Consider the following 21,386-nt stretch of genomic DNA (forward strand, 5'->3'; position numbering starts at 1 on the left):
TTGAAGGGTGATATTTTTCTTGGCCATTGTTGGAATTCTGGGCGTCTCCGCCTCCGGACCCATCATGGCGGCCACAGCAGCCCCCGCACTGACCATCGCCCTGTGGCGCAACGTTTTGGGCGCATTCGCTCTAGGCACCCCGGCGCTTATAAAGAATCCCGGGTTCGTCAAAGCACTGACCCGCCAGGAATTCAAGTACACCGCCATTGCCGCAACGGCCCTGGCGCTCCACTTCGCCTGCTTTGTCACATCGGTGAAGATGACAAGCGTGGCGGCCGCAACGGCCCTGGTGTGCCTTCAAGCGGCGTGGATAGCCCTCTTTCAGTGGATCAGGGGTTCAAAGCCGCCACGCCCCATCCTGTTGGGTCTGAGTGCCGCCCTGCTGGGCGTCGTGGTCATCACCGGCTTCGACATGGGAGTTTCCCGTGAGGCCCTAGTGGGAGACGTTCTGGCGCTTGTTGGCGGCGCCTTGGCAGCCGTCTACACCCTGGCAGGGTCCAAGGCCCGCAAAAGCCTGTCCACGGGCGTCTACTCCAGCGTGTGCTACGCGCTGTGCTCGGTGATCCTGCTGCTGATGTGCCTGGCGTTCGGTCAGCCGCTGCTGGACATCCCCGCCGAGGCCTGGTGGGGCATCGTGGGCGTCACAGTGGCGGCGCAACTTTTTGGGCACACCATCTTTAACTACCTGCTGGCCACCATTTCCCCATTGGTGGTGTCCATGATGATCCTGGTGGAGATCCCGGGCGCAGCGATTCTCGCTGCCATCTTCCTCGCCGAAGCCCTGCCACCGGGCACCTATTTGGGCCTTGGTTTGATTTTGGCGGGCCTGGCAGTGGTAATTCTGCGCCAGGGCCGCAGTGGCATTAAGGGCGATTCCTGACCCAACCACCCATGAGACACACATTAAACAGCGGGGGCCCGGATCCAAAGATCCGGGCCCCCGCTGTTTTTGTTGTGCCTACTGCACGTGCTGCACTCTAGTTCTTCGGCCCTTTGGGTTTCGGCTTGGGAGCTTCCTCGCCCAACGCATCCGTGACAGCATGCTTGGCCGTGGACACGGCATTAGCGGCCGCGTCCTTGACCTTGGCAACGGCGTCGGCGCCAGTGTCCTTGGCATCCTCAACCACCTCAGACGCTTTGTCTTTCACGGTCTCGGTTGCGTTCTTGACGTCTTCGGTGATCTTCTCCACAACGTCATCAACAGTGTTGTCCACGGCCTTGGCAGCGTCGCGGTCAGCAGGGACCGGCGCCGGCACTGAGCTGGGAACAGCAGCGGGCACCACGGGTGCCGGGGTCTTCCACGGGTCGGCCACCGGTTTTGACGCCTTCCACGCGGCAGCACCAGCGGCAGTGGCGGCAACAATAATGCCCACCACAATCCAGCCCTTGCCACTCTTCTTCTTGGTCTTGCCGGCTTTTTGCAACTCGGCGGCAAGCTTCCTGCTTGCCTCGGCGGCGGCCTTCTCGGCCTTTGCCAGGGCCTTCTTGTTTCCCGTGAGCTTGGCGGCAGCAATCTCCACCTGGTGGGTCACCACTGAACTGTCCAGCGCCGAACCAACGGCTTGGGCTGCCACACCCAGCTTGGACGAAACCATGGGAATGAAGTCATCCACCACTTTGTCCTTGGCCGAGGTGATGGCCGGAGCGGTCTTATCCAAGGCGTCCTGAATATGTGGGGTTGCCCCGTCAACGGCTTCGGAAATGCGCGGGGCAAGCTTCTCGAGGCCTTCCTGGAGTTTCGGCGTTACGGCAGCAACGCCGTCGGCCGTGTATTGGGCAGCCTTGCGAAGACCATCCTGAACCATGGGGGAAGCTTGTTCAATGCCCCGCTCTATGCGCGGAACAGCCCAGTTCAAGGCAGCCTCCACGCGCGGAGTTGTCCAGTCCTTGGCATTTTCCACATGCGGGGAAGCCCACTCGATGGCATTGTCAACACCAGTTGTGAGCGAATCTTCCAAGCCTTGGGTAAAGCGGTCAACCTTCTTCACGTTTCCTCCAGATATTCAGCTGTTTCAAGGCTTAGCCTACGTCCCCCGCTGCCAGCTTGCTATCCCTAGACAGTTCGCCTGACGCGGAATGCGCCAGTCAACCAAGAAAATCCCCAGCATATCGTGGCAGAATATCGCCATGACTGCTATCCCAACCGCAAAAGCAACTATCAGCACAAGCCTTGGCGATATCGAGGTGAACCTCTTTGGTAACCACGCGCCCAAGACAGTGGCCAACTTTGTTGGTCTGGCGACCGGAACCATCGAGTGGACCCACCCGGCCACGGGCGAGAAGACCAACGCCCCCCTCTACAACGGCACCATCTTCCACCGCATCATCAAGGACTTCATGATCCAGGGTGGAGACCCCTTGGGTCGCGGAATTGGCGGCCCCGGCTTCCAGTTCGACGACGAGATCAACCCCGATCTGAACTTCAACGACCCCTACAAGTTCGCCATGGCAAATGCCGGCACTCAGGGCGGCCGTGGCACCAACGGTTCACAGTTCTTCATCACCACGGTGAACACCAGCTGGCTCCAGGGCAAGCACACCATCTTCGGTGACGTCACGGATGTTGCCTCACGGGCTGTTGTTGACGCCATTGAAGGCGTGGCAACAGGCGCCGGCGACAAGCCGCGTGAAGATGTTGTCATCAACTCCATCACAGTTGAACAGCTCTAATACAAGCTCGTAGCATCCATGGCTTTGGCCGCCGGATCCCATAGGGGATCCGGCGGCTGAGGCCTTCCTTGTTTTTCTCGTTAGGACCCAATCCATGAGTTCTGCCTTCCCGCTTCCGGGCGCCCCGTCCGAAGCTCCCGTATGCCCGCGCCACCCGGATCGGGTCTCCTATGTGAGCTGCCAGCGTTGTGGGCGGCCAACCTGCCCAGAATGTCAGCGCAGCGCGGCCGTGGGAGTTCAATGCGTGGACTGCGTGCGGGAATCCGCCAAGTCGACCCCATCCCGGCGGACCATTTTCGGTGGCGTGGTGCGCACCGGTCGCCCGGTGGCCACCATCACCATGATGGCCATCTGCGTTGTGGCCTTCGCCCTGGATTGGGCCATTCCCAACGGCTTTGTCTTCCAGAATTTTGCCTATGCACCATTCTTGACCGAATCCGAACCGTGGCGGATGGTCACCAGCGCATTCCTGCATTCAAGCAACATCATGCACATCGCCTTCAACATGTATGCCCTGTGGATACTCGGCAACGCCCTGGAACCTGCCTTTGGCCGGGCCCGCTATGTGGCCCTGTACCTTGTGAGCGCCTTTGCCGGTTCGGTGGGCGTGCTGCTGCTCTCTCCGCTGGACACTGTTGTGGTTGGTGCCTCCGGAGCCGTGTTTGGCCTGTTTGGGGCTCTGTTTGTGGTGCAGAAGAAGCGTGGCGGTGACCTTCGGCAAATAGTTGTTTTGCTGCTCATCAACGCCGCCATTGGGTTCATCATTCCGGGCATCGCCTGGCAGGCTCACCTGGGCGGGTTGATCGCCGGTGCCCTGTGCGCCGTCGCCATTGCCTACGCTCCGGCGAAGAACCGTAACCTTATCCAGTGGGGCGGCATCGGCGCCGTCCTGGTGCTGCTGATTGGGCTGACACTGTACAAGGTGTCCACGTTCCCTATCTTCATTTAGGGCTAGCCTCCAGAGGTAATTCGGGCCGGGTATGGACTTCCATACCCGGCCCGGGGCATTTAAGGAGGACTACTTGAGTCTGCGGTAGTCCCCGCCGTAGTGCAGCAGCGGAGACAACTCCTTGCTCCAGGGGGCATCTTCACCCATGGAAACCACCTGTCCCACCACCAAGACGTGGGTGGCCGCCTCATGGACCGCAGTGGTTTCCACCTCAAAGTACGCCAGCGCCCCGGCAATCACCGCGTTGCCCGTGAGTGGGCCGCGCCTAAAATCAATCTGTTTGAGCAAGCCCTCTGTGGGTGTTCCCGGGCTGGCGAGCCAGTTTGCGTGGCCTTTCTGCTCGGCGGTCAACAACGACAACGCCCAGGATCCAGACTCCAACACTGCCAAGGCAATCCGGGAGTCCGCATAGAGGCTCACCAGCAATGTCGGAGGGTCATAGGACACTGACATGAAAGAACTCACCGTTGCAGCAACGTCGCGGTTGCGCACGGAGGTGCTGATAATGGCCACACCACCAGCTTGTTCAGCACTGAGCCGGCGGTACTCGTCAATCTGATCTTGTCCAGGGTGCTGTGGGAAAACTCTGTGGATATCAAGGGGATCGGCTAGTTCCATGGCTCAATGGTTGCACGTATCCACAGTTGTCCACAGAGCTGTCCACAACTGGGCATAACTTACAGAGCTGTAGTTCGAGTAGTTTTAAACTAATCGAACACGTAGTTATCCCCATGGTTTTACACACTGGGTATAAGTTACACACATGTAATTCCACAGCTGTGGATTACTTTGCTGCGGCAGTTTTTCTCACTTCCAGGCCAAACCACCCAAAAGTTATCCACTTCTGTGGATAACCTTGTGAACAACTAGGGATAACCACAGCTTCGAAGACGGGCTGTGGATAGTTCGCATGAGTTTTCAGCGGCAGTGGATAAGTCTGTGGGTTGTGGGAAAAAGTTACCCACAGTGTGGATAACCTTGGGGATAGTGACTTATATTTCGTTTCGATGGACCAATAAGGCTCCCCCATCGACACAATCACCACCACGTACTTAGACTAAGGAAAGTTGTAGCGGTCTCGGCTGGACGTGTTTCCAGCGACGGCAGCGGTGTTGTCATGCCTCGGCTGGGAGCGCTGGTCTTAGTTCAAGAAATGGGGATGCGTGGCCCGCGGGGCAAATGTTGGGGAAATCGTTGAGCTACTCACGGACAGCACCTCCAAAGGCGTCCTCATAGTGGGTTCAAGAGGCACGGGAAAAACCTGGATGCTCGGCCAACTTTTGGCCGCCCTAGGCCCGGACGTTGTAACAATCAGGCTCTCCGCCAGCAAATCCCTAGCTGCCATACCTTTTGGTGCCGTCAATGCCAGGGTGGGCACAAGCGTGGTCCGCAGCAGTGACTACTACGAGGTCCTGAATGGATTCATGGACCAGATCCATGACTCGGCAAAGGGAACCGGCCAGGTGTTGTTGATGGTTGACAATGCCGAACACCTGGATTCCCAGAGCACAGCCATCATTCTTCAAGTGGTCATGTCCTCGAGCGCAAAATTGATCCTGGTGGACCAGCACGGCAGCCACCAGAGCCATTTGCGTGAACTATGGCGTGACGGGCACCTGTCCCGCTTTGAGCTGGCGCCGCTCAAGCCCGAGGACGTACAGGACTTCCTGGAGGGACTGCTGGGCGGCAAAGTGGCGCGCCCAACTGCCGACTATCTAACCAGCCGCTCAGGCGGGAATCCACTGGTTTTGAACGGCCTCGTGGCTGGCGCCCAGGAGGAGGGCTCGCTGCGAAAAGTCAACAATGTATGGATTTTGGATCACCCGGGCGATCGGCTGGGCTCGGAATCGTGGGAATACCTGCAGATGGACCTGGACCACTTGCCTGCGCAATCCCGGCGCATCATAGAAATTCTGGCGTTGGGTGGCCCACTGCCGTTGGATGTGCTCCTTGACCTGACCAGCCCCGAAGCGGTGGATGATATTCAGCAGCGAGAACTGGTGGTGATTGTGCCCGGGGCTTGTTTGACCATGTGCCTGTCTCGTGCCGCCACGGCGGCACCCATCCGGGCGACGGTTCCGGTGGGAAGCAGCCGCCGGCTGCTCGCCGAGGTTTCCAAGTACTATCCCCCGGATGAGCATGACAATCCGGAATCCATCATCAACTTCACCAGGTGGGCCCTGGACTGCGGAGTACCTGTCGGCGATGATCGAATCCTGTTGGCGGCCACCCGGGCCAACCAGCTCATGCGCCCCTTGGATGCTCTACAATTTTGCGCGATCAAGGTGGGTAGCGACCACGCCGCGGCGCTGTTGGCGCAGCACTCCGTTGCCCAACTGAACCAAAACCAAACAGATGTTGCACGGTCGCTTGCCCTGCAGGCCCTGGATCTGGCACCAACGCCGGATGTTGGCGCCAGCGCATTGCGCGCTGTCCATCTGAGTCACCTGTCCCACTTGGGTTACGAGGCCATTTTTGCTGGCGCCCTGAAACTTTTTGAGAACCGGTTTTCACCGGTGGTCCTGTCGGACACCTGTTCCCGGGCGGATATTGAGGTGCTGATCCTGTGCGCCCTAAGGGATGTGGCGGTAGGGGACAGCAGGGAAGCCAGTGAGAATATTGAGGCGTTGTTGCGGCATCCGCTGACAGCCAACGTCAGCGATCAAGCAGCCTTGAAATCATTGATGTGCGAGATTCTCAGCGCCACTGGCCGGATGAGTTCGGCGGTGCGCACTGCCATGGAAGTCATCGCCGAGCTGAACCGCCCAGAGGGATTCCCCCGACCAGATATTGCCCTTCTGGCCTACGCCAGATCTGTTGCCGTCTTCATATACGACGGCGCTTGGGAGCATGTTCGCGGGGCGCTGGAGCCGTCGACTTTCACCAATCCTGACCTCATGCTGTTTTCCGGCGGGCTGCGTGACCTTGCTGCCGCCATGATGCAGTGCCGCCGCGGCCACGTGGAGGAAGCCATTGTTGCGTTGAACGCTGCAGTGGGGGCCTTGACTGACTACGATCCCTGGTCCGTGCTGCACACGGCACTCGGGCTGTTGGCTTATTGTCTTGCGATGCGTGGAGACATTCCCGGTTCGCAAAAACGGCTGGAACAGTTGGCAGCGCTCAATCGGCGCAGCAACAAGTTCTACTACTTGGAAGGGGCAGCGTACGCTGCGGCAGCCCAATTCATGTCAGGTCAATCCGAGTTGGGCCTGGCCCGGCTGCGGCACCTGCAACGAGAATGCGCCAATCGGGGCTTTCTCGGCATTGAGCTGACGGTGCTATCCCTCATGGTGCGTGTGGGTGATGCCGCTGCGGTGCAAAGGCTCTCAGAGGTGGCGGGCCTGTTGGAATCGGGCAGCAAGGCGTTCTTCGAAGAATGGTCCAGCGCCATGCGGTCACAGGAACCGGCAGGCCTGGACCGGGCAAGCAATACTGCCATGAGCTATGGATTTGAACTCATTGCCGTTGAACTGGCCACCCTGGCCCTGAAGAAGTTCAATGATCACGGCAAGGTTCACAAGAGCCGCAAGACCGCCAGCAAGGTCGTGGCCATGCGTGAAAAAATGCCAGGGCTCGTGTCACCGGTTTTTCAGGCGATCGACCAACCTCAAATGACCCGCCGTGAGCACCAGATAGCACTCCTGGTGGCTCAGGGGGAATCGAACAATTCCATTGCGGCCAGGCTGAATGTTTCACTGCGCACCATTGAAGGGCACCTCTACAGGACGTTCATCAAATTGGATATTCAGTCAAGGGAGCAATTGGCCGCCAAAATTAACGGTGGACTGGAAATTTCCGAGCAAGACTCGGACGTTTTCTACTCATAGACCGTTGTTCCGCTCCGCCATACTTGGCGATCCCCGCCACAATAGAGTGGTGCCTGCCCAAAATTAGAGTGGTCACCACTCGAGTTTTCTACCAAAGGCCGTCCTAGCATGAACAGACACGTCCTGTGGGCGAGGATTCTTCGGCGGGTCTCCCTGTGCCGACGAATCCCCTGCGATGCGGGGAGGTGTTCTCCAGGGCTCGCTGAGCGGTGGAGATGCAACGGCTGTCTGGTCCCCCAGCTGGACCGCCGGGCCGAAAGGCGCAAGGGCCACTGCCGCCCCCGGCAGGGGCCCTTGTTCGGCCACCAAGGGCTTGGTGCCCTGTGCACAGGTTTGTAATCCGCCTAGACTCAGAAGCAGGACGGCATTGACACCCGAACCAGTCAGGCGCGGTGCCGTGGAAAGCAGGGCTGCAGCATGTCTGAGCAAGAAGCTGAGAGCGGAAGCTACGTGGAAGGGGACTACGGCTTGGCCGGTTCCGAGAAGGGCCACAAGGCTGGGGAGACCGACGGCCGCTACGTGGAAGGAGACTACGGCCCAGCAGGCTCGGAGGGTGCCGACGACGGTGCGGAGCGCGGGCAATTCATTGAAGCTGACTACGGCACGGCCGGAGATGTTCCAGGCCGTGCCGCAGAAGACCCCAAGGGCCGCTACATTCAAAGCGACCACGGGGAAGAAGAGAATATTTAGGGGCTAGCTGCGCCAGCGGGTGGTCATCATGAACCCCGCCAAGGCAATGCCGAATCCAATGCCAATGTTCCAGTTCTTGATGTTCGGAATGGGCAGGGCGCCGTCGGAGATGTAGTAGGTGATGATCCACACCAAACCGAGCAACATCAGCGTGACCATGACCGGCAGGAACCATACGGCGTTGGGCTTCTGTGTCTTGCTGGAAGGCGTGGTGGCCGGCCCTTTTGTGGGGCGGGGACGCGATTTTGACTCGGGCACAGGAGCTCCTTGACGTGGTGGTCGATTGAATCGGCCACCGTGGTGGGTGGGCGGCAGTTCTTGTAGCCGTGATGTTGCTGGGCAAATTATTCCAAGGCGGCGAACTGCCGGTATTGTTGACGTAATTCTAGCTGTATTTAGTGCAGCCGCGGATTGCATGACATTGCCGCTCAACTTCAGTCAGGAGACCCGCGTGGTTCGATCGCCAGGCCACGTCGATTCCGCCGTGGGTGTCGATGAGTTGATCTCCGGCAACGAGAACGTGCGGCATCAGCGCAAACGTACGGCCCGCCGCCAACGCGCCCAGCGCCCCAAGCAAGGCTTCTTCCGCACCCTGGTTCAGATCATTGGCGAACTTCTGATCACCTGCGGCATCATTTTGCTGCTGTTTGTTGTGTGGGAATTGTGGTGGACCAACATCGAAGCCAACTCGGCCCAGCAAGCGGCCGTGTCGCAGTTTTCGCAGGAGTTTCAAGGACCGGTAACTCCCCCGGCGCCGGACGCGCCCACCGATTTTGGCCCACCGAAGGTCATGGCCGCCCCTGAACTGCCCAGCACAGTCTTCGGCATCACCTATATTCCGCGTTTTGGCGAAAATTACAGCCGTCCGCTCGTGGAAGGTGTGGGCCAGGCACAGCTGGACACCCTGGGCCTGGGCCGGTACGACAGCTCAACCATGCCAGGCGGTGTTGGCAACTTTGCCGTGGCCGGCCACAGGCAAACTCACGGCGCTGTGTTGGACGCGATCCACACCCTTGTCCCCGGCGACAAGATTTACGTCCAAACCAAAGACGGCTACTACACCTATGTGTTCCGCAACAACCAGATTGTGATGCCCAGCCGTGGCGATGTCCTGTTGCCGGTACCCACCCAGCCTGAGGCCAAGGCCACGGAGCGGTTCATGACCATGACCAGCTGCAATCCCAGGTTTGGTGCCGAGGAACGCATTATTGCCTACTCAATCCTTGAATCGTGGCAGCCGGCCAGCGCTGGCCCGCCCGCAGCGATTGCCGCACAAGTTGCCGCGAACCAGAAAGGCCCCTAATGTACGGCTGGATTTTTAGACACCTTCCGGGGCCCCTGTGGTTCCGTATCATCACCGCCGTGCTGTTCGTCACGGCCGCCGTGTTTGTACTGATGCAGTATGCCTTCCCCTGGTTGTCACAGTTCAACCCACTCACCGACTCCACGATTGGCGGCGGACCCTAAGATGGCCACACGAATCCTTGTCATAGACAACTACGACAGCTTTGTTTACACCCTGGTGGGCTACCTGCAGCAGCTGGGAGCAGAAACCACTGTTGTGCGCAACGATGACGTCACCCTGGCTGAAGCCATTGAACTGGCCTCCGCGCGCGACGGCGTTTTGGTCTCCCCCGGCCCGGGCACCCCCGCCGAGGCTGGTGTGTGCATCGAGCTGATCAAGTGGTGCGGCGGGAGCGCCAAGCCCATGCTGGGCGTATGCCTGGGCCACCAGGCGCTTGCCGAGGCTTATGGCGGTGTGGTGACCCACGCCGAACAGCTCATGCACGGCAAGACCAGCGAGGTGCTCCACCACGGCAGCAGCGTCTTTGCCGGGCTTCCCAGCCCCGTGACAGCCACCCGCTACCACTCACTCTCGGCAGTGCGGGAGACCATCCCGGACGTGCTGGAAATTACTGCTGAGACGGCCGACGGCGTGATCATGGGCTTGGCGCACAGAAACGCACCGTTGTGCGGGGTGCAGTTCCACCCCGAATCCGTCCTCACCCAGGGCGGCTACCTCATGCTGGGTAATTGGCTCGAAGCATTGGGTTTGGCAGGGGCCGCCGCAAAAGCAGCAACCCTGAGCCCGCTTATCAACAGCTAGTCCGGAGTTGCACGGATGGGCCCGAAGCTATGCCCTTAGGGTTCGGGAGGGGCTGGCTCGCTGGTTTTCAGCGGGGTCTGCGGTGTGGGGCTTGGCGTGGCACTCGGTGATGGGGTGGCCGGTTCGGGAGCTTTTGCCACGGTGATGACAACGGTTGTGCGTTGTGCCACCTTGCTGCCAGCCGGTACCGACTGGTCTGTCACCATCCCCGGGGTGACAACAGAGTTTTCAGCCTCTTGCCACTCAGCTTCCAGGTAGGGGGAAGCCTTCTTAAGTGCTGCCTCGACAGCTTCCTTGACCTTTTCCGGATCCTTGGTGAGGTCGAACAGCGAAGGCATGATCACCTGCCCGTTGGAGATCTTCAACGTGACGGTGGTACCCACAGCCACTTCGGCCCCAGGCGCCGGGTCGGTGGTGACCACAAGGTTCGCTGCAATGGTGGGGTCCGTGACGAAGTCATTGGAATTGAACTTCAGGTTCAATGCGGCGAGGTTGTCACGTACCTCGGACTCAGTCTTTCCCGCCAGATCCTTCGGTATGGTGACTGCCGAGGGGCCCTTGGACACAAAAACTTCCACCCTAGACTTGGGGTTGACCAAAGCCCCGCTGCCCGGGTCGGTGCGGGTCACATCCCCAGACGCGGTGGTGGCGGAGAATTCCTCGGTACTGTGCGGCTCCACACCCAAATCAATCAACTGGGTCATGGCGTCGTCCTTGCTGAAACCGGCCAGGGAGGGAATCTGAAGCTGTTGCACGGCCACAGGCCGGGGGTTGAGTAGGTTGTAGCCCAGCACAGCGCCGCCGCCCAGCACAATGGCCAACAAGACAAACAGCGTTGCCATCCAGGCCCTGCGACGCCGTTTCAGGGCTGGGGCGACGTCTTCCACGTCCTCTTCCGAGGTGTCAGGCGTTGTCAAGGCTCCCCCCGCCATGACCTTCGCCATGGCACGGGTGGCAGGACCGTCGTCGTCCGGAACGGTGGGGCTCACAAGTGCCGCCGGGGCAGGCAGAGCAACGGGCACAACTGAGTGGTCCACGCCGGGCCCGGGAGTGGGCATGACCCCTGTGCGGGCGGCGCGAAGGGCCCGGCGGAAGGACGCTGCATCCTGGAATCTGTGGTTGCGGTCCTTTTGCAGGGCACGCATGAGCACAGCATCCAGCGCGGCCGTCAGCTCCGGGTTGAAGGAGCTCGGAACGGGCGGTTGTTCACGCACGTGCTGGTATGCCACAGAAACCGGTGAATCACCAGTGAACGGTGGGCGCCCCGCCAGCATTTCATAGAGCAGGCAGGCGGCGGAGTACAGATCACTGCGGGCGTCAACGCTTTCGCCGCGCGCCTGCTCGGGCGATAAGTATTGGGCCGTGCCCATGACCGTTTGTGTTTGTGTCATGGTTGCTGCGGAGTCGGAGAGAGTCCGGGCGATGCCAAAGTCCATGACCTTGACCTGGCCCAACAAGCCGTGCTCGTCCTGGGTGACCATGACATTCGCCGGCTTGATGTCACGGTGCACAATGCCGGCGCGGTGGCTGTAGTCCAGGGCAGCCAGCACACCGAGGGTGTAGTCGATCGCCGCATCAATGCTGATGTCCTTGCTGCGGATCAAATCCCGCAGCGTCTTGCCCCGGACGTACTCCATGACAATGTAAGGCAGGTGAGCAGAGTCGCGCGTTTGATCGGCGGTGACGTGCTCACCAGTGTCGTAGACAGCAACTATGGAGGGGTGGTTGAGCCCGGCCACGGCCTGGGCTTCCCGCCGGAAGCGGGCCTGTAGGTGTGAATCCCTTGCCACGTCGGCACGCAGCAGCTTGATGGCAACTGTGCGACCCAGACGGATGTCATGCGCCATGTAAACATCGGCCATGCCGCCACGGCCCAGCAACTCCCCAACCTCATACCTGTCATTCAGGACGCGCGGAACACTCATGAGTCTCTGGTTGTCCTTTCACTGAGAAGGGGTGGTGAATGAGAGTGGGGAGAAGCTGGCTCTGTGAAACTATGGCTTCTTACCGTCCGCCGGTGGCGAGGTGGTGGCTTCAGCGGCAGGGCCGGTGGAGACAACGTAGGTGACGACCGAGCCGGCAGGTGCCCGCGTCCCAGCCGTCGGATTGGTGCGAATAACGTTCCCCGCAGCAACAGTTGAAGACGCCTCTTCCACACGCGCCGGGATGAAGCCGGCGGCGACCAAGGCGGCGTCGTAGGCGTTCCCTTCCTGGCCAACAGAGGATGGGACAGTCGCTGTCTCCGGCCCCTTCGACACTGTGACATTGATAGAGGAGCCAACATTTTGGAGCCCGGTTGGGCTCACGGAGACGACTTGTCCCGCGGGCACTGAATCGCTGAACTCCTCAACGCTCACGACACTCATTCCAGCATTCTTCAGGATTGATTCGACCTCGCCGAAAGTCTTGCCAACCAACATATTGCTGACGACGTCGAATTGCTGGGGCGCCTCAGTGGTGGGGGCGGCAGACTCCTGTGTAGGCTCGGGCGCCTGCGAAGTAGTGGGCGGGGCGGTCGTCGTGCGGGTAGCCGTGGTTGGGGCCTTACTTTCGGACGGCGCAGGATCTCCGCCAAAGAACCCAGCGCCCTGGAGCAGCAGGGCACCCACTGCAAACACCAACAGGGCAATCAAACCAATGAGCGGCCACGTCCAGGGACTGCGGCCCCTCTTGGCCGGCTCCTGCGGCTCTTCCTCGTCCAAGGCGAGGTCATGGTCTTCACCCTCGGCCGCCCAGGCACGTTCGGCACCGAGGATCTCAGCACGAGTCTGATGCGCGGCGGTGTCTTGGCTGTCGTCGCCGAGAACGGGCAGGGCAGTGGTGCTGGGCTCGGCAATGCTGGAAACCACGGTTGTGGGTGCCGTTGCGTTGATGTCAACAGGTGCCGTGATGGGGCCCGTGGTGGATTCAAACAGCAGCATGCCCGGGACTGCGGCATGGGCAGCCGGAATGTCGCCGGCACGGATCGCCTCGGCAGCCTCCGCCAGTTTCAGCGCATTGGCGGGCCGGTTGCTGGGTTCCTTGGCGAGCATGGACATCAGCAGGGCGCGTACTGGTGTGGGCAGCGTGTCCGGCAGCGGGGGCGGCGCGTCGTTGACCTGCGCCAAAGCAATGGCAATCTGCGATTCACCAGAGAAGGGGCGGTGGCCGGTGATGCATTCGTATCCAATAACGCCAAGGGCATATATGTCCGAGGACCCCGTGGCGATCTGGCCCGTTGCCTGCTCCGGAGCCAGGTACTGGGCTGTGCCCATGACCTGACCGGTCTGCGTTAAGGGCACCTGGTCTGCCAGGCGTGCAATGCCAAAGTCGGTGATCTTGACCCGGCCGTCGGGGGTGATGAGCAAGTTGCCGGGCTTGACGTCGCGGTGGACCAGGCCTTGGGCATGTGCCACTGCCAGGGCGCGGGCGGTCTGGGCAATCATGGACAGCGTCCAATCGGCGGAGAGCACGTGCTCACGTTCGATCAAGGCTGACAATGGCTCGCCCGGAACCAGTTCCATCACCAGGTAGGCGGAACCATCTTCTTCGCCGTAGTCAAAGACATTGGCGATTCCCTCATGGTTCAGCAGGGCCGTGTGCTTGGCCTCTGCCCGGAACCTGGCCCGAAAACCGGGGTCCCCGGTGTATTCGTCCTTGAGAATTTTGATGGCCACGATACGGCCCAGGACCAAGTCCTGTGCCTTCCAAACCTCGCCCATACCGCCAATGGCAATGCGTGATGTGAGTTGGAACCTGCCGCCTAAGGTGATACCAGAAATAGGCCTCACTTATTCAACACCGCCTTGAAGAGTTTGCTTGCGTTTGGACTAGTTAATTGTGCTCCGGTGGCAACGTCGACCCCAGGCATGACGATCGACACCACCACTTCGGGATCATTCGCTGGAGCGAAGCCGGTAAACCATGCGTTGTTCAACATGGTGCCGGATTCATCCACACCGAGTTCAGCGGTTCCCGTTTTGGCGGCAACTTGAACGCCGGGAACCGCAGCAGCCGAGGCAATGCCATTGTCAACAACACTGACCATCCAGTCGGTGATCTGCGCTGCAATTTCCGGTGTGGTGGACTGTCGCAGGACCTCAGGTGTCAGGCTTGAAACGGTTTTGAGATCAGGGGTACGGACTGTTTCCACCAGGTTGGGTGCCATTTGCTGGCCGCCATTGGCAATCGCTGCTGTCATCATGGCAATTTGCAGGGGGGATGCGAGAACGTCCTTCTGGCCGATGGCGCTCTGGGCCAAAGAGGGATCATCAAGGATGCCCTCGCTCCCCGGGAAGCGGCTTTCAACAACTCTATCGGGGAAGCTCAAGGTTCCGTCATTGAAGCCAAACTTGTCAGCCTGGGCGGTGAGGGCATCCTGGCCCAGATCCAGCGCAATGCTGGCAAAGGGTGTGTTGCAGGAGTTCTCCAGGGCAAAGGCGAAGGACGCCTTGTCACGTATTGCACACTGGCCGTTTGCATAGTTTGGGAGGGTGTAGTTGATGCCGGGGAACGTCATGGGGGAAGGATTGGGCAGGATGCTGTCCTTGTTGTATTTCCCGGACTCCAGTGCGGCAGCGGTGTCAACGAGCTTGAAGACGGAGCCTGGCGAATACAGGCCTGTGTAGGCCTTGGAACCATACAGATTGATTCCTGGAACTCCCACCAATGAAGCCATGGCGGCATCGACGGCCTTCCGGTCGTGGCTGGCCAGCAGGTTGGTGTCATAGGAAGGCTTGGACACCATGGCAATGATGGCGCCCGTCTTCGGGTTCATGACCACAATGGACCCGGCCACATCATCGGGAATCATGTCATAGGCAAGCTTTTGAATCTTCGCGTCAATGGTCAACTCCACGGAGCGGCCCTGGGGCTGCTTGCCCGTGAAGGTCTGTGCGATGCGGTCAAACAAGGCGTCGTCCGAGGTGCCCGTGAGCTGGTCTCGCATGGCGTATTCAATGCCGGACTGTCCGGAGAACCTGCTGAAGAAGCCCGTGAGACCCGCATACAGCTGAGGGTCGTTGTATTTGCGCTGGAACTTGCAATCGGTGTTGGTGGGAACCGACTCGGCAATAGCTTGTCCGTCAACAAGGATGGGTCCGCGGTCGCCGCAAAAAGTCTTGAGCAATTGCCGGTTGTTGTTGGGGTTCGCGTTGAGTGAGTCCACGGCGAAGAATTGCACGTAGGAGATGGAGCCAAAAAGCAAGGCAAACAAGGTGATGGCTACTATCCAGGAATTGCGTATGGCTTGATTCATGGTTTAGTCACCTCCAGTTTCGTATCGTTTTCTTGTTGCCCGGGCGCCGTTGTTACGGGCGTATGGGAGACGTCTATGGGGCGGCGGGCGGCGTCGGAAATCTTGAGTATGAGCGCCACGATGATCCAGTTGGCCAGGAGTGAGGAACCGCCGGCTGCCAGGAACGGTGTTGTCAGCCCAGTCAAGGGGATGAGGCGCGTGACGCCGCCAATGATGATGAAGCACTGCAGGGCAACGGCAAAGGACAGCCCCACGGCGAGCAGCTTGCCAAAGGCGTCGCGGGTTCCCAGGGCGGCACGGAAGCCGCGGGAAATGAACAGTGCATAGAGGCACAGGACGGCGAACAGGCCAACCAAGCCAAGCTCCTCACCAATACTGGCAATGATCATGTCGCTGTTGGCAAGGGGCACGGTGTCGGGTGAACCCTGGCCAAAGCCGGTCCCCATAAGGCCGCCGTTGGCCATCCCGAAAAGTCCTTCGACCACCTGGAAACTGCCGCCAGGGGCGCCAATGTACTCGGGGTCCAGGGCGTGGACCCATACATCGATGCGCCGGGTCACGTGGGGGAAAATCTGGTAGGCGGCAACGCCACCCACGGCGATCAGGGCCAGGCCGATCAAGATCCAACTGATGCGGCTCGTGGCCACATAGATCATGACCATGAACAAGCCAAAGAAGAGGATTGAAGAGCCAAGGTCCCGCTGGAAGACCAACACACCCACACTGGCCAGCCAGGCCACGATCATGGGTGCCAAGTCCCTGGTCCGGGGCAACTGGAGTTTGCCGATCTTTTTGCCTGCCAACAGGATCAGATCCCTGTTGGAAGATAAGTACCCGGCGAAGAATATAGCCAGGGTGATCTTCGCAATTTCACCTGGCTGAAAGGTGAAGGGGCCAATGGCGATCCACACGGTGGCGCCGTTGACGTTGCCGGCACTGATACCTGGAATGAGTGGCAAAACTAGCAAAACCACCGAGGCCAGCAGGGAGATGTAGGTGTACCGGCGCAGGATCCGGTGATCGCGGAGGAACCAGATCACAGCCATCGCAGCAACCACGGCAAGGCTCGTCCACATCCACTGGCGCTGACCCGCGGTGTCTCCCGAGGTGATGTCTAGGCGGTGAATGACTGCCAACCCAATGCCGTTCAGGGCAACCACCACAGGCAATATTACCGGATCGGCATATTTGGCCTTGATGCGCAGGGTTATGTGGAAACCGATGGAGAGCACGGCAAGAATGGCGATTTGGGTGTAGAAGTCGTTGTCAAAGGTGCGGCCCAGATTGAGGTTCACCAGGGCGTTGGCCATGGTTGCAAGGCCCAGCGCCAGGATCAGCAGGAGCAGTTCGGTGTTGCGTCGCGGCTTTGCCACGGTCAGCAGTTGGCTCATTGTCCACCTCCGGGTATGCACGTGACTTGCGCGGTTGCCGTAGTGCCCGCTTGTGGAGTTGCTGTCCCACTTGGTTTAGCGGAGGCAGACGGGCTGGATGTTGGCGTGGCTGTTGCGGTTGATGGTGCGGAGCTGCTTGCGGGCGCGGACGTTGGCGCAAGATTGCACGGGGGTGTGCTGGTACCAGTACCCAACTGCAGATCGCTGATGATTTGTTCGGCGCTGTCCAAGGTGGAGGCTGGCACTGTCTGCGCAACCAGCTGTTGCGAATAGCTCGGCAAGGAATCAACATTAACGCCGGTTTCCCGGTACAGGTGTGAGAGCTGAATGGGGCCCAATGACTGGGAGACGCCCTGGAAGATGGCCACATTGCCGTTGGATTCGCCAACAAAGTACTGTGTTTGTGTCCATGCATAGGCGGCCCAGGAGCCTGCCACGATGGCCAGCGCCGTAAGTGCGCCGATAATGGCCCAAACCCATGGACGTTGACGGAGCCGCGGCAAGGAGACTTCCGTGTCCTCAACAAGAACCGGAGCTGTGTTGGTTTTGTGCGTGAGAACAGTTGCGGCGCGTTGGGTGGCTGGCTGCCGCGGAAGATGCGGGATCTTGCCCTCTGCATTGGCCGTCACTGCCGCGCCCACCAACTCATGCTCGCGCAGGGCCAGTTCCCGCCGGATTGCCGCGGCCCGGATATGTGTGTCAAGCGCAACCGCATCATCGGTGCTGGTTCCGGATTTTGTGCCGGCTGCCTCTTCCATGCCCGTGCCTGTGGAAGACGCGCCGATGCCTGCCTCACCGGGGGCCTCAAGGGCCGTGGAATCGTCAGCTTCCTGGCTTTGCGCCAGGGCTGCCGGTTGTTGCTCAGGTGAGTCGCCGGCGTCGTCTAGGTCAGTGTCATCCCCCGCCGATGCCGGCGCTGCCTCATCGTTGGCAGCCGTGGCGCCAACCGTGGACAGTGCTGCAGTGTCGGTGGTGTTTGAAACGCTTTCAACAACGTCGAAGACCACCACAGTGACGTTGTCCGGGGAACCGGCCGCCAGGGTCAGCTCGATCAAGGTATCCGCCGCTGTGGCCAGTGACTTGGTGTGCTTGATGACCTCTTCGACCATTTCGTGGCGAACAAAGTTCAGCCCGTCAGAGCACAGGAGCCAACGCTCACCGACCGTGACGTCGAAGTACTTTAAATCCAATTCAGGGGATGCATCGACATCGCCCAGCACGCGCATCAGCACGTTCTTGTGAGGGTGCACCTCGGCCTCGGCCTCGGTCATGCGCCCCTCATCGATCATGCGCTGCACAAAGGTGTGGTCGGTGCTCATCTGCTCGAAGGCGCCATCCTTGAGCCGGTAGGCGCGGGAATCGCCAATGTGCGCGTACGCCAGACGGTCACCGGACAGCAGCAGGGCAGTGACCGTGGTGCCCATGCCGGCAAGTTTGGGATTGACGTGGACAAGCTCTGAGAGCAGCGAGTTGGCGCTTTGGATCTCGTCGGCAAGATGGCTGCCAGCATCGCCGTCGTGGTGGTTGTGATCGAGATGGATCAAGTCCAGGACGGTGGAGGCGCTGGCCACATCGCCGCCGGCGTGACCGCCCATGCCGTCGGCAACTACGGCCAAGTACTTGCCTGCATACGCAGAGTCGTCATTCTTGGCTCGAACCATGCCCACATGTGATCGGGCGGCATAGCGCAGAATCAGTGGGTGTTTGGCCATACTCATGGCCTCAATTCGATGACCGTTTTGCCGATCCGCACCGGAACCCCGAGTTCCACAGGGAGTGCGCGTGTCAGCGCGGTGCCGCCCAAATAGGTCCCATTCGTGGAACCCAGATCTTCAATGAACCAGCGTGTGCCCTGCGGAAACAGGCGCGCATGGCGCCCTGAAGCGTAGTCATCCTCCAACACCAAGGTGGCTTCCTGCGCCCTGCCCAACAAGATGGGCGTGCCGTCCAGTTCCAAGGTGGTGCCGGCCAAAGGCCCTTCGGTGACCACCAATTGGCGGGCCTGAATCTTTGCTGGTGGGGCATCCTGAACCAGCTCCGGATGTTTCCGTGCCTGGCGGGCAGTGGGGGCACCAACTTTGGCTTTACGCCCAATCACCAGATCGCGTCGCATGGCCGCCACCACGGCAAACACCATGATCCACATCAAGACTAGGAAGCCGAACCGCATGATGGTGACTACAAGACTGAGATCGTTCATCCTTGAATACCGCCTCGGGCTGGCAAGATACGGAAAGTTATTTGGGTGTGCCCCATGGTGATGGTGGATCCGTCATGCAGCGGCGCCGTTCCGTTGACGCGGCGTCCGTCAACGTAGCTGCCGTTGGTTGAACCCAGATCAACGGCCGTTGTGGCGCTGCCTTGGGTGCGGATCTCCAAATGCTTGCGTGAGACGCCGGTGTCATCGATCAAGATGTCTGCATCAGTTGACCTGCCCAAAATAATGGACTTGGCATTGAGGGAGTACCGCTGGCCGTCAATGTCCAAAACTGGTTGCCCCTGGACGGGCGACGGCGCTGGCTGGCGTTGGTACACAGGCGCAGCAGCAGCAGGCTGTGCCGAGGCCGGATTCTGGCTGGGCCTTGCCGGCGGTCGGGACGGGCTGGCTGCAGGAACACTCGGGGCGCCGTATTCCTTCTCCGTCGCGGAAAGGACCTCAAATTGTCCCGCACGGAGCTCGGGAAGATGGTTGAAGGCGACCCGGACGGGCCCCTGCAACACATAGCCCTGACTGCGTGAGTGGTTAATGACCACGTCACACAATTCCTCGGCAAGGGTCACGCCCCAGGCGCGGGCCCGTTCAAAATCTGCATCGCCCAATTGAATGTTAAATACGTTGGGGGCCAAAGTTCGTCCCGCATCCAAGGTCATTGCCTTGTCGTCGAGTTCCCTGCGAAGGGCACTGGCCATCTCCACGGGCTGCAGCTGCTTCGAGCCGAGGGAGAAGGCGCCACGAACTGCCTTTTCAATGCCCTTTTCAACGTTGTCAAACAATCCCATGTGCTCTCCTCTCCTTTTTCTGTCTTGCCGACGCAGTGCGGCGGCAGCAAACTTGGCCGATATCAGCGCGTTGTAAGGGCGCGGATGCCGAGCTGCCCGCAGCGCGGTCAACCTGGTTCAAGCTTGATACTACTGCGCGAGTCTTGGAATATCCCCATTGCTGGCGGAGGATGTGGCGGATTTCCTACCAGGGTAGGGGTCAGGGCTCCTGCCGGAAAAGTCAGCAAAAAACCCTAGAAATAGGGAAATCTGGGGCCGTCAACTCCACGCGTAGCGGCGCCTGGACCCGCGTAGGGATGCTCGTTTTGTTATTTCCGAAAGTCTCCTATATGCTTGATCTCGCTGTTCCACTGAATGTTGAAAAACATTTGAGGGACTGCGAAAAACGCGCGAGTGGCGGAACGGCAGACGCGCTGGCTTCAGGTGCCAGTGTCCGAAAGGGCGTGGGGGTTCAAATCCCCCCTCGCGCACGTTTTTGATAAAGAATCCCCGGTGGAACCAATGGTTCCGCTGGGGATTTTTTGTTGTGCCCTGTTCCCGCCCCGATCCACACCGCACTATATAGGCGGCCTTATATAGGTGCACGCAAGAGGCAGTTCCACGTGCGGGCATCGACTCCACCCCTGCGCCATGAATGAGTGCAGTGTAGCCAGGGCTGGATGGGTGGTGCCACCCATCTGAGGGCAGCAACAGTCTTAGGGCTGCAACAGTCTTAGCCTGGCGCGAACCCTCCCCTTCGCGCCGCTCAGCCACTAGGCTCGGGGAATGAAGAAACTATTGATAGGCATTGGCGTCCAGCTGGGCAGTTCGGCCGTGGCCATTATTCTTGCAGCGTTGTTCCTGCCGGGGTTCCATCTGCGGTTCTCGGGGTTCCTCACGGCCATCATCGTCTTCACCATTGCGCAGTCCTTGCTGGTGGGGCTCGTGGCCAAGCTGGCCACTAAGTACACGCCAGCGCTTGCCGGTATTGCATCGTTGATCTCAACCTTTCTGGCGCTCCTCATTGCCAACTTCGGCTTTGGCGGCATCAACGTCCGCGGATTCTTTACCTGGATTATCGCTGCTGTCATCATCTGGGCAGTGACAGGTCTTTGTGCGGTCCTGGTGCCCAAGTACGTGCTGAAGGAATCCGCAGCCAGTTAGAGGGCTCTCTCCGGCGGTTGCTTCGCTGGGCTGCTTGGCTGGAGGGGTTCTGTGGTTTGCGTGTTCGCCAAAAGGTGTGTATTGTTTTTCGAGTTGCCCCGCTCGTTGGGGGAACGAAAAACCCCCAACAAGGTCCCGGTTTTGCCGGTGTTTTGTGGTGTTTTGATTGGTTGGTTCGCTGTTTGGTGGATTTGCTTTTCGGAATCATTGTGGGTAAGCTTGAAAAGTTGCCTCGGCACTGATCATTGCGGACGAGTTTGAGTTCGGGTGTGTTGGCTGGGTGTGGTTGTTGTTTGAGAACTCAATAGTGTGCCAAGTTTTATTGATACCAATTTATTTATATTGAATTGGTTATTTGGTTGGTTGTTGCCGC

Annotated in this window: 19 protein-coding genes and 1 tRNA gene; 10 read left to right on the forward strand and 10 right to left on the reverse strand. The window is 59.7% G+C overall.

Features of this window, described 5'->3' with window-relative positions; genetic code table 11:
- The first annotated feature begins 7 nt into the window (after positions 1-7).
- The gene (locus ACX80Q_RS14440) at positions 8-880 is read left to right on the forward strand and encodes a DMT family transporter (protein ID WP_459331226.1); all 873 of its coding nucleotides are present in this window, start codon (positions 8-10) and stop codon (positions 878-880) included.
- 97 nt (positions 881-977) lie between these two features.
- Here ACX80Q_RS14440 and ACX80Q_RS14445 read toward each other — a convergent pair whose 3' ends face one another.
- A complete protein-coding gene (locus ACX80Q_RS14445; protein ID WP_459331227.1) occupies positions 978-1,988 on the reverse strand; it encodes a hypothetical protein in 1,011 nt (336 codons plus the stop codon).
- A gap of 139 nt (positions 1,989-2,127) precedes the next feature.
- On the opposite strand from ACX80Q_RS14445, the gene ACX80Q_RS14450 reads away from it, so the two are divergent.
- Positions 2,128-2,670, forward strand: a complete 543-nt coding sequence (locus tag ACX80Q_RS14450; protein WP_459331228.1) for a peptidylprolyl isomerase — start codon at positions 2,128-2,130, stop codon at positions 2,668-2,670.
- Between the two features lie 244 nt (positions 2,671-2,914).
- A complete protein-coding gene (locus tag ACX80Q_RS14455; protein ID WP_459331229.1) occupies positions 2,915-3,619 on the forward strand; it encodes a rhomboid family intramembrane serine protease in 705 nt (234 codons plus the stop codon).
- A gap of 69 nt (positions 3,620-3,688) precedes the next feature.
- Here the strand turns inward: ACX80Q_RS14455 and ACX80Q_RS14460 are convergent, their stop codons facing one another.
- Positions 3,689-4,237 (reverse strand): flavin reductase family protein, encoded by a 549-nt coding sequence (locus tag ACX80Q_RS14460; RefSeq protein WP_459331230.1) that lies wholly within the window; start codon positions 4,235-4,237, stop codon positions 3,689-3,691.
- A 545-nt stretch (positions 4,238-4,782) separates the two neighbouring features.
- On the opposite strand from ACX80Q_RS14460, the gene ACX80Q_RS14465 reads away from it, so the two are divergent.
- A complete protein-coding gene (locus ACX80Q_RS14465) occupies positions 4,783-7,446 on the forward strand; it encodes a helix-turn-helix transcriptional regulator (protein ID WP_459331231.1) in 2,664 nt (887 codons plus the stop codon).
- A 417-nt stretch (positions 7,447-7,863) separates the two neighbouring features.
- Positions 7,864-8,136 (forward strand): hypothetical protein, encoded by a 273-nt coding sequence (locus ACX80Q_RS14470; RefSeq protein WP_459331232.1) that lies wholly within the window; start codon positions 7,864-7,866, stop codon positions 8,134-8,136.
- Between the two features lie 3 nt (positions 8,137-8,139).
- Here ACX80Q_RS14470 and ACX80Q_RS14475 read toward each other — a convergent pair whose 3' ends face one another.
- A complete protein-coding gene (locus ACX80Q_RS14475; RefSeq protein ID WP_459331233.1) occupies positions 8,140-8,394 on the reverse strand; it encodes a cell division protein CrgA in 255 nt (84 codons plus the stop codon).
- A 193-nt stretch (positions 8,395-8,587) separates the two neighbouring features.
- Between ACX80Q_RS14475 and ACX80Q_RS14480 the strand changes: the two genes are divergently transcribed.
- Genes ACX80Q_RS14480 through ACX80Q_RS14490 form a run of 3 tightly spaced genes read left to right on the forward strand, consistent with a single transcriptional unit; the run spans position 8,588 to position 10,243 of the window.
- Positions 8,588-9,439, forward strand: coding sequence for a class E sortase (locus tag ACX80Q_RS14480; protein ID WP_459331234.1), 852 nt, complete (start codon positions 8,588-8,590; stop codon positions 9,437-9,439).
- Positions 9,439-9,603, forward strand: a complete 165-nt coding sequence (locus ACX80Q_RS14485; protein ID WP_459331235.1) for a hypothetical protein — start codon at positions 9,439-9,441, stop codon at positions 9,601-9,603. Before ACX80Q_RS14480 ends, ACX80Q_RS14485 begins: the two co-directional genes overlap by 1 nt.
- A 1-nt stretch (position 9,604) precedes the next feature.
- On the forward strand, positions 9,605-10,243 hold the full coding sequence (locus ACX80Q_RS14490) for an anthranilate synthase component II (protein WP_459331236.1): 639 nt from the start codon (positions 9,605-9,607) through the stop codon (positions 10,241-10,243).
- Positions 10,244-10,278: 35 nt separating this feature from the next.
- Here the strand turns inward: ACX80Q_RS14490 and pknB are convergent, their stop codons facing one another.
- The 7 genes from pknB to ACX80Q_RS14525 all read right to left on the reverse strand — a co-directional run bounded on the left by pknB (position 10,279) and on the right by ACX80Q_RS14525 (position 19,870).
- The gene (gene pknB, locus ACX80Q_RS14495) at positions 10,279-12,168 is read right to left on the reverse strand and encodes a Stk1 family PASTA domain-containing Ser/Thr kinase (protein WP_459331237.1); all 1,890 of its coding nucleotides are present in this window, start codon (positions 12,166-12,168) and stop codon (positions 10,279-10,281) included.
- A gap of 69 nt (positions 12,169-12,237) precedes the next feature.
- Positions 12,238-14,013, reverse strand: coding sequence for a protein kinase domain-containing protein (locus ACX80Q_RS14500; RefSeq protein ID WP_459331238.1), 1,776 nt, complete (start codon positions 14,011-14,013; stop codon positions 12,238-12,240).
- Complete coding sequence (locus tag ACX80Q_RS14505) at positions 14,010-15,479, reverse strand: peptidoglycan D,D-transpeptidase FtsI family protein (RefSeq protein ID WP_459331239.1); 1,470 nt, start codon at positions 15,477-15,479, stop codon at positions 14,010-14,012. The genes ACX80Q_RS14500 and ACX80Q_RS14505 overlap by 4 nt, the downstream gene beginning before the upstream one ends.
- The gene (locus ACX80Q_RS14510; protein ID WP_459331240.1) at positions 15,476-16,870 is read right to left on the reverse strand and encodes an FtsW/RodA/SpoVE family cell cycle protein; all 1,395 of its coding nucleotides are present in this window, start codon (positions 16,868-16,870) and stop codon (positions 15,476-15,478) included. The genes ACX80Q_RS14505 and ACX80Q_RS14510 overlap by 4 nt, the downstream gene beginning before the upstream one ends.
- Positions 16,867-18,588, reverse strand: coding sequence for a PP2C family protein-serine/threonine phosphatase (locus tag ACX80Q_RS14515; RefSeq protein ID WP_459331241.1), 1,722 nt, complete (start codon positions 18,586-18,588; stop codon positions 16,867-16,869). Before ACX80Q_RS14515 ends, ACX80Q_RS14510 begins: the two co-directional genes overlap by 4 nt.
- The gene (locus ACX80Q_RS14520; protein ID WP_459331242.1) at positions 18,585-19,070 is read right to left on the reverse strand and encodes an FHA domain-containing protein FhaB/FipA; all 486 of its coding nucleotides are present in this window, start codon (positions 19,068-19,070) and stop codon (positions 18,585-18,587) included. Before ACX80Q_RS14520 ends, ACX80Q_RS14515 begins: the two co-directional genes overlap by 4 nt.
- A complete protein-coding gene (locus ACX80Q_RS14525; protein WP_459331243.1) occupies positions 19,067-19,870 on the reverse strand; it encodes an FhaA domain-containing protein in 804 nt (267 codons plus the stop codon). Before ACX80Q_RS14525 ends, ACX80Q_RS14520 begins: the two co-directional genes overlap by 4 nt.
- Before the next feature lie 387 nt (positions 19,871-20,257).
- Between ACX80Q_RS14525 and ACX80Q_RS14530 the strand changes: the two genes are divergently transcribed.
- Together ACX80Q_RS14530 and ACX80Q_RS14535 are read left to right on the forward strand one after the other, a co-directional pair.
- Positions 20,258-20,340, forward strand: a tRNA-Leu gene (locus ACX80Q_RS14530).
- Between the two features lie 295 nt (positions 20,341-20,635).
- Positions 20,636-21,013: a phage holin family protein gene (locus ACX80Q_RS14535; protein ID WP_459331244.1), complete on the forward strand. Its 378-nt coding sequence runs from the start codon at positions 20,636-20,638 to the stop codon at positions 21,011-21,013.
- Positions 21,014-21,386: the final 373 nt, after the last annotated feature.

This window comes from Arthrobacter sp. HLT1-20 (assembly GCF_054510895.1).

Bases quoted from the DNA above. Each gene is read 5' to 3' on its own strand.
- ACX80Q_RS14450 (WP_459331228.1), top strand. From the start codon at position 2,128: ATGACTGCTATCCCAACCGCAAAAGCAACTATCAGCACAAGCCTTGGC.
- ACX80Q_RS14460 (WP_459331230.1), bottom strand. From the start codon at position 4,237: ATGGAACTAGCCGATCCCCTTGATATCCACAGAGTTTTCCCACAGCAC.
- ACX80Q_RS14470 (WP_459331232.1), top strand. From the start codon at position 7,864: ATGTCTGAGCAAGAAGCTGAGAGCGGAAGCTACGTGGAAGGGGACTAC.
- ACX80Q_RS14485 (WP_459331235.1), top strand. From the start codon at position 9,439: ATGTACGGCTGGATTTTTAGACACCTTCCGGGGCCCCTGTGGTTCCGT.
- ACX80Q_RS14490 (WP_459331236.1), top strand. From the start codon at position 9,605: ATGGCCACACGAATCCTTGTCATAGACAACTACGACAGCTTTGTTTAC.
- pknB (WP_459331237.1), bottom strand. From the start codon at position 12,168: ATGAGTGTTCCGCGCGTCCTGAATGACAGGTATGAGGTTGGGGAGTTG.
- ACX80Q_RS14505 (WP_459331239.1), bottom strand. From the start codon at position 15,479: ATGAATCAAGCCATACGCAATTCCTGGATAGTAGCCATCACCTTGTTT.
- ACX80Q_RS14510 (WP_459331240.1), bottom strand. From the start codon at position 16,870: ATGAGCCAACTGCTGACCGTGGCAAAGCCGCGACGCAACACCGAACTG.
- ACX80Q_RS14515 (WP_459331241.1), bottom strand. From the start codon at position 18,588: ATGAGTATGGCCAAACACCCACTGATTCTGCGCTATGCCGCCCGATCA.
- ACX80Q_RS14520 (WP_459331242.1), bottom strand. From the start codon at position 19,070: ATGAACGATCTCAGTCTTGTAGTCACCATCATGCGGTTCGGCTTCCTA.
- ACX80Q_RS14525 (WP_459331243.1), bottom strand. From the start codon at position 19,870: ATGGGATTGTTTGACAACGTTGAAAAGGGCATTGAAAAGGCAGTTCGT.
- ACX80Q_RS14535 (WP_459331244.1), top strand. From the start codon at position 20,636: ATGAAGAAACTATTGATAGGCATTGGCGTCCAGCTGGGCAGTTCGGCC.